7 protein-coding genes are annotated in these 8,291 nt (G+C 71.9%); all 7 read left to right on the top strand.

The window, feature by feature from the left end:
• On the top strand, positions 1–429 hold a 429-nt coding region (locus ACWC24_RS41645), incomplete at its 5' end, for a C40 family peptidase (protein ID WP_450668131.1).
• The gene (locus tag ACWC24_RS41640) at positions 426–1,094 is read left to right on the top strand and encodes a hypothetical protein (RefSeq protein ID WP_450668130.1); all 669 of its coding nucleotides are present in this window, start codon (positions 426–428) and stop codon (positions 1,092–1,094) included. The genes ACWC24_RS41645 and ACWC24_RS41640, both read left to right, overlap by 4 nt.
• Positions 1,095–1,376: 282 nt before the next feature.
• Positions 1,377–4,004 carry an ATP/GTP-binding protein gene (locus ACWC24_RS41635; protein WP_450668129.1) on the top strand — a complete coding sequence of 876 codons (2,628 nt, stop codon included), beginning with the start codon at positions 1,377–1,379 and terminating at the stop codon, positions 4,002–4,004.
• 385 nt (positions 4,005–4,389) lie between these two features.
• Positions 4,390–4,665 (top strand): hypothetical protein, encoded by a 276-nt coding sequence (locus ACWC24_RS41630; protein ID WP_450668128.1) that lies wholly within the window; start codon positions 4,390–4,392, stop codon positions 4,663–4,665.
• 122 nt (positions 4,666–4,787) lie between these two features.
• On the top strand, positions 4,788–5,357 hold the full coding sequence (locus ACWC24_RS41625) for a hypothetical protein (protein ID WP_450668127.1): 570 nt from the start codon (positions 4,788–4,790) through the stop codon (positions 5,355–5,357).
• Between the two features lie 332 nt (positions 5,358–5,689).
• Positions 5,690–7,906, top strand: coding sequence for an AfsR/SARP family transcriptional regulator (locus ACWC24_RS41620; RefSeq protein WP_450668126.1), 2,217 nt, complete (start codon positions 5,690–5,692; stop codon positions 7,904–7,906).
• 113 nt (positions 7,907–8,019) lie between these two features.
• Positions 8,020–8,291, top strand: a 272-nt coding sequence (locus ACWC24_RS41615; RefSeq protein WP_450668125.1) for a DUF2637 domain-containing protein, incomplete at its 3' end; no start/stop codon positions are given.

Here is an 8,291-nt window from a genome sequence, read left to right as displayed (position 1 = left end):
CGCACGGTGCTCGAGGCGGCGCTCTCCCAGCAAGGGGTGCCCTACTCGTGGGGCGGCGGCAACGCCGATGGCGCGTCGTACGGGATCTGCTGCTCCCCCAGCGGCAAAAGCGGCACGACGATCAAGGGCTTCGACTGCTCCGGACTGACGCTGTACGCGTACGCACGGGCCGGCATCCAACTGCCACGCACCGCGGCCGCCCAGGCCGGCACCGGCCGGCGCATCCCCGCCAGCCTCGGCACCAGTGCGCTCAAGGCCGGCGATCTCGTCTTCTACGCCACCGCCCCCGGACACGACGCCACCATCCACCACGTCGGCATCTACCTCGGCAACGGACAGATGATCAACGCGCCGCGCCCAGGCACCGTCGTCCGCCTCGACGCCGTCAACACCATGCCGGGCTACGCGGGCGGAGCACGCCTGCTATGACCACCACCCCGACGCGTCCGCCGCGCCTGCTGGTACTGAGCACTGTCATCCTCGCCGTCGCCGCGGTCGCGCTGCTGGGCGGGCCGCACGGTCACAGGCTCCCGGCCCCGGCATCGGGGCCGACGTCGCGGCCAGCTGGGCACACGACTACCCATGCGCCGTCAACGGCCGCAGTATCTGCCGCCGGCACCGGCCCGTCGGCCACGAGCACTCCTTCCTCTGCCGCGCCCACCTCATCGGCACCGCCTGGCGCCCAGTCCGCTCTACCGCCGCACGGCGAGGGCGTAGCCGGGGACCGGGCCATCCAGCACAACCTCGAGACCGCCTGGCCCGCCGACCTGCCGACCGCCGACGAGCGCGTGCTGCTCGCGGCCGGACGGGCGCTGCTGCATGCGGACGCCACCGGCATCGGGCGCACGGCGTGGCCGCACGTCTTCCCCGATACAGGTCAGGCGCTGGCCCCGGCATTCGCCACCGCTCGTTTCCGCATCCAGGCCGCGATCGCACGCCGCGGCCCCGCCCCCGGCACCGCAGTCGTGCACCTGGTGTGGGCCGGCACCGACCGCGGCGGCACCTACACCGACCTCCGCGTCACCGACTGGCACTTCACCCGGACAACTTCGCAGAAGGAAGCAACGACGTGGAATCCGCAGCCCCGTACCTGACAGACAGCACACCCCTCGCGGCCGGCCGCGGCTTGCTGCGGGCAGACGCCGCGGGGATCGGGCGGGCCCACTGACCCGCGGTCTTCGGCGCTCCAGACCAGGCGATCGCACCGGCATTCGCCACCCCCTCTTCCGTGTCCAGGCCGCCGCCGCCCGCCAAGACGGCAGCCCGCAGGCGGCGGTGCACCCGGTGTGGGCCGGCATGGACCGCGGCGGCACCTTCACCGACCTCCACACCACCAACTGGCACTTCGCACGCACCCTCCAGAAGGGAGCAACACTGTGGACTCCCCAGCCCCGTACCTGACAGACAGCACCAGCGTCACGGCCACCGGTCAGGCACGCGGCCTGCTCTGCGGTCTGGCCAACGCCGCAGACTGGCTCTACGGCCACTGGTACCTGCCCGCCCTGGCCATAGCCGCCGCTACAGCAACCGCCGAGACGGCGGTGCGCCGACTCGCGGCGCGCGCCTCGGCCGAGCGGATGGCCCTGGAACTGGCGCCCAACCGGCACTTCGAACCGAGCCTGGAAGAGATCTTCCGGCGCGGCATCCAGCTCGCCCGGGCCTCCACGAGCATGCCCTGGTGGGCGCCCCGTAGATCAAAGGCGGTGCAGATCCGGCTGCGCGCGGACGGCTCCAGCCCGCTGCGCTACCGCATCGAAGGCCCGGCCAGCGGGCAACGGCTGCTGTCCATCACCCCGTTCGGGCCCGACGTCACCGTGCACACGGCCCAGCCGATCACCGACAAGCCGCGCACCCACACCGTGCGTGCGGAGTTCGTCCTGCGCGGCAGACCCACGGCCCCGCTGCGTGAGGTGCCGCTCAGCCCCGACCCGCTGCAGCCGCTCATCGATGCCGTGTCCGACCTGCGCGCCGAGCTCGGCGACCTCGCCGAGCTCCGCCTCGACATCCAGCGCGCCCCCAAATGGGCCCTGCGCGCACGCCGCCTGCAGCTGCTGAGCAACGCGCGCCGCAGGGAGCGGCGCGAGGCCCAGCGGGCCGCCCGCTGGCTGCGCCGGGACGCCTCCGGCATCGAAGACTCCCTGACCTGGCAGCTCCAGCAACTGATCAGCGACAGACCCGGTCCAGGCGGCGGACGGCGGCTGGTCATGCCGCCCGTGCCCCGCAGGATCGAGCCGGCCGAAGCACTGGGCAAACTCGCCGACGACGACCACCTGGTGCGCGTACAGCTGCTGGTGATGTGCGCCTCGAACACCGAAGGCCGCGCCCAGGCACGGCTCGCCCAGCTCCAAGCCGCTCTCGACGTGTTCGGCGGCCACTCAAGGTGGGCCATGCGCGGCTGGCGGGTGGGACCGTGGCGGATCGGCGCCGACCACTGGCCCACCCGCCGCGGTTTCGAGCGCCGCTGGAGACTGGGGCACTGCCAGCCGCCCCGCGCCAACTGGGTGAGGCTGGAAGAGCTGGTCGGCCTACTCAAACCGCCGACCGTGCACTGCCGACTGCCGGTGCTCGCCGCCAGCCTGCCGACGTTCGAGTTCGGCAACCCTGATCTGCTGCTGCAGGGCCTCTACCGCACTCCGGACGGCCGCCAGCGCCTGGTCGCCACCTACGCCGAGGAAACCCTGTTCGAAGTCGGGGTGGGCAAAGCCGGGGGCGGCAAGACCGAACGTGCGCTGGCCCAGGCGATCGGCTGGGCACATGCCGGGGGCGGCCTACTGTTCATCGACCCGCACCGCGACTCCTGGCCACGCGTTCTCCCATTCCTGGCCCACGAGGCTCTCATGCGGCGTATCGCGCTCGTCGACCTCAACGGCCTCGGCGACAACCCGCGGGTGAGTTCGTGGAATCCGCTTGGCATGCACCACGGCCAGAAGGCGCACGAGGTCGTCGAGGCGATCACCGACGCCTACGCCTCCGCGTTGGCCTGGGACGACGCAACCGCACCCCGCGCGATCACCATCCTCACCGCCGCGCTGGCCGTCCTGGTCGCCGTCAACGAGACCGCCTGCCAGACCGGCCGCCCCGAGGACCAGGCCACGATCTTCCACGTCCGGGCACTGCTCACCGATCCCGCGTTGCGCGCAGCCGCGCTCAAAGCCGTGGCCGACCGTCTCGACGAGGAGAGCCGTGCCTGGTGGCAGACCGTGTTCCCGACCCTGCCCGCGGACGCGTTCGCCGTCGTCCTCAACCCGATCGCCCGCCTCGCCGCCAACCCGATCACTCGTGCCTTCCTCGGCCAGCCGGTCGGCGTCTACAACATCCGCACCGCCATGGACACCCGCATGATCGTGTGGGTGTGCCCGGGCGGCAACGGGCCCACCGACCGGCTGGTCACCGCGCTGCTGGCCCGTGATCTGCTGCGAGCCGTGCGCTCCCGGCGTGACACCCCGGAAGCCAAGCGGGTGCCGTTCCGGGCGTACTTCGACGAGCTGATCACCCTCACCGGCGCAGCTCCAGAAACGATCGCCGCGATGTTCGAGGACTTCCGCAAATACCGCTGCCACGCCCACGGCATGACCCAGCTGCTGGCACGCCTGCCCACACCCGTGCGGCTGTCCCTGATCCAGAACGCCTCCACACTCGCCACCACCGCCGGATCGAAATCCGCGATCGCACCCGTCACGGCCGAGTGGGGCGACAACCCGAGCCCGGACCGGGTCGCGGTCATGGAACGGTTCGAGCACTACGTGTCCATGAACGTGCGCGGACACCGCGTAGGACCCGTCCAGTTACGCGGACCCCACCTCGACACCCTCTACGCCTCCCACGCCCGCCCCCGCCACACCCCCGCACTCCAACGAGCCGCACTCGCCAACGCCGAAGCCCTCCCGCTCGAGCAGCTCACCGGCCACGTCGCAACACAGACCAGCCGCCTGACCGCTTTCCTCACCCAGCACACCCCGGCCCTCTCACCGCCGACAAGCCTGGCCGAGAAGGACTACCAATGACCCCCGCCTCTACACCACCCCCACCAGCCCAACCCGCTCTGTCTACCCTGCCTGCTTCACCAGCCCTGCCGGGCCCGGCGGCCCGGTCCAGGCGGAGCCGCATCGAAGCCCTGCCCGCGCAGCCGCTGACCGTGCTTGCCCACCACCGCATGGCCACTCCCCACCGCCCCGGGCCGGGCCACACCGCCGAACCCCTGCCCGTTCAACCGAGAAGCTCCCCCACAAGCCCCCTCCACCCGTCAACAACCTTTCCCTGGGCCCGGGTTGGCGCATCCCCACCCCGCCGGCAGAATTCCCCAACCCTCTTGAGATTTGCTCACGCGAAGCTTTACTGTTGCACCGCAAGCGTCCAGCGCTCCGTCAGAATCACTGAAAATGGAAGCTGATGACCCATCTCACGAATCGACGCCTCACAGATATTCGCGCAACGGAAGAGTTAACTGCACTGGTGTGGCCGGACGGCGCGCGGGAGGTGGCCCAGCTCGGTGACGCCTGGGTGGCCACCGCGAGCGCCGATTTCACCCCCGATGACCTCACCCTCGTACGCCGGCAGTTCCCCGCCCGGCACGTCACCCTCGACGGCGACACGATCACCGTCTGGCCCCGCACCCCTCCCGGCCAGCCGCCCGCGCCGGGCCCCCGGGGCCGCAACTCCCCCTGAGTCAAACGCCCGTCGCACCAGTCCTGTGCGTCCGCATCGTGCCGCCTGACCGGCCGCACGGTCCTGCAGCATCCAACGCGAACACCCCAAGCCGCTGTGCCACTTCAGAAAAGGGTTGCATCATGACATCCTCGCCCCGCACTACGCCCCTGCCGCGACGTGCCCTGCTCACCCTGGCGGCAGGGCTGACCCTGTCGGCTGCCGGATGCTCGGCAGGCAGCCACCCCGACGCACGCACCGTGGCCGCCTCCAGCACCCTGCCCTCTCCATCGCGCACCAGCACCCGGCCCGCCTTACCCTTAGCGGTCCTAACCGGCCAGCACCGCCTCCAGCTCACCCTCACCTCGGCACGCCGCCTCCCGCACGGCGCCGTCACCCTGCGCGGCACACTGAAGAACACCGGCACGACCCTCGTCATCGTCCCCGCCGAACTACGCGGCAACGAAACAGCCGTACTGAGAAACGGCCCCTCCCTCGCCGGCGCCACGCTGGTGGACTTCACCGCCGGCAAGCGCTACTACGTCCTGCGCGACACCGACGCCCGCCCGCTGACCACCACCGGACTGTCCCAGCTCGATCCCGGCGAAACCGTGCCCGTCTTCCTGCAGTTCCCCGCCCCGCCCCCCTCCACCACCCAGGTCGACTTCGAACTGCCCCTCTTCGACTCCGCGATGATCACCCTGGCGAAGTGAGCCGCGTCATGGCCCGCCTCCCGCCACGCCGCGCAGCCTGGCTGCTCCTGCTGCTGCCCACCCTTGCCGCCCTGCCCTCCGCTACCTCTTCCACCCAGCCGCCTTCCCCCGCCGCCACCTGCGCGTGCACACCCCCACACCCCGCTCCAGAGCCCGCCGACACCCTCGCTCTGAGCCCCGGCGCAACCCTCGCACCACCCCTGACACTCCCTCTCACCGCTCCCACCCGCGCACTGCGCCAAGCCCACCAGGACCTCACCCCAGCCTCACCCCACCACCCCGGCGCCGGACGCACCCCCGCAACCGCTTCCGGCTCCCACTCCCCCGCGTCCTTGCCCACACAGCAGCCCACCACCGGCGCCTTCCCCGCCCTCACACCCGCCCCAGCCACTTCGCCCGCCTCTCCCACCCCTGCGCACACTCCCGCACCCCACACCGCGCCCAGCTCCAGCTCCCGGACCGGGTACGAGGCACTGGCCGGCGCCGCACTGGCCGCCGCAGCCGTCACCGCAGCCCTCGGCGTGCGGCACCTGCGCAGGCGCACCCACACCCGCCGCACGCACACCGCCACCGCCCCGGCTCCCGCGCTCTCCGGCTCGATGTCTGCCCCCACCGCCCACGCCAGCCTCGGCCGGCTGGATCTGGCTCTGCGCGCCCTCGCCCACCACGCCGCCCGCACCCGGGCCAGCACCGTACCTGCCGTGCGCGCAGCGCTCATCACTCCCCATACCGTCCGCCTCCTGCCCGAGGCCGACAACCTGACGCCGCCGACGCCCTTCACCGACGGCCCCGACGGATGGTGGACCCTGTCGGCCGACACCGACCTCTCGCACGACACCGACGCCCCCTCAGGGCCGGCTCCCTATCCGGCGCTGGTCACCATCGGCAGCACCGAGACAGGCGACCTGGTGCTGCTCAACCTTGCCCGTACGCCCGCCGTACTCCTCGACGGCAGCACCTCCCAGATCAGCGAGGTGTGCACCTGCCTCGCCCTGGAACTCGCGCTGAGCCCCTGGGCAGACGGCGTCGAGATCGTCACCGTGGGATTCGGCGAAGACCTGCCACAGCTGCCGACCCCACAACAGATCACTCACACACCCCACGCCGCACACGCACTGCGCGACCTCAACGAGCGGCTGCTGGAGGCCCACCAGATGCCCGGCACCGTCCACCAGCCGTACGTGGTGCTGTGCGCGAGCCCACTGGACACCGCCACCGCTGCCGAGTTCGCCGACGTCATCGCCAGGGCACACACCATGCCCGTCACTCTGATCGCCCCGGCCGACGCGGCAGCTGCGCACTTCCCCCGCGCCGTCCTCCTCAACGCCTCACTGCCCGGGCCGCAGCACCTGCACCTGACCGTCACCGACATACGCCTCCAGCGCCTGGAACACACCGCCTACCAGCAGATCATCACCACCCTGTACGGCGCCGGCCGGCACACCGGCCCAGTCGTACCAGCACCGCAGGAGACCGCCGGCCATCCCGGCGCCGCCGAACGCTCCCCACGACCGACGGGGCACAGCGCCGCGCGCCCGGCCGGCACAACCTCCTCCCCCTCCCCCGCAACCGCACCGGACACCCGCGACAGCACCGGCTTCTGGGCCCTGCCCGCCGCCCCCGCCCCGGCCTCACCTCACCTGCCGCCCCAAGGCACACGAAACCGCACCCCCGGCCAGGCACAGCACAGCCAGCACCCGCACGAGAGCGAACCCGCACCCCTCACCGTCCCGGCTCCGCCAGCCGCCCTGCCCGAGCCCGGCCGCAATCCCGGCACGAACAATGCCGTGCACGACCCGCATGCCCCGGAGATACGGGTCCTGGGACCGGTCGAAGTCACCGGCGTGCCCGCCACCGGCCACGGCCCCCGCAGCGCCCAGCTCGCCGCCCTGCTCTACTTCCGCCCCGGCCGCAGCGCCGACATCCTGTGCACCGACATGGACCCCGCCAACCCCTGGTCCACCACCACCCTCAACGCCCGCCTGCAAGGCCTGCGCCGCGCCCTGGGCAACGACCCTGCCGGCCACCCCTACGTGCCCCGCCGCAGCTCCGGCGACGCCCCCTACCGTCTCGCCCCCGCCGTGCGCTGCGACTGGACCCGCTTCCTGAACCTCACCGAACACGCCCTCACCCAAGGCCCCACCGGCCTCCCCGACCTGGAAGAAGCACTCGCCCTGGTACGCGGACGCCCCTTCGGCACCCGCCCCCTGGCCTGGGCACAGCCCCACCAACAAGAAATGATCACCCGGATCGTCCACACCGCCCACACCGTGGCAACCCACCGCACCCCGCCCGGCCCCCACCACAACCTCACCGCCGCCCGCCACGCCATCGCCACCGGCCTCGACACCGACGACACCGCCGAACTCCTCTACCGCGACTGGATCCGCATCGAAGACGCAGCCGGCAACCGCCCCGGCCTGCACACCGCCATCACCCGCATCCAACACCTCACCCACACCCTCGACGCCCCCCTCCAGCCCGAAACCCAGCACCTCATCCACCAACTGCTCCACACCACCGGACACGAACGGCAACCCAAGCCGTGACCCCCGTACACCGACCCCCGCCGGGCACCCCGACAGCGCCCGCCGGCCACAAGGCACACGCTGCCGCACACCCCACCCCCGGCACTTCATCGCCACCCAGACGAACCCAGCCGATGCCGAACGGCCACGAGCCACACAGAGCTCTCCACCCACCTGCCGCGCGTCCCGACACAGCACCCATCGGCCGCGCACCCCGCGCCCTGGCCGGCCTCATCACCACCGCCACCCTCACCGTCGCCGGCATCGGCTTCGCCGGCTCCTACGTCGCCGTCCGAGAGCTGGCGGCCAGAAAGGGCTTCGGGAACTTCTCCTACGTCTTCCCGATCGGCATCGACGCGGGCATCTGTGTCCTGCTCGCCCTCGACCTGCTGCTGACCTGGATCCG

Source organism: Streptomyces sp. NPDC001443, from assembly GCF_053597355.1.
The sequence above is the reverse complement of the archived record's forward strand: the minus strand, read 5'-3'. Positions and strand labels throughout refer to the sequence as shown.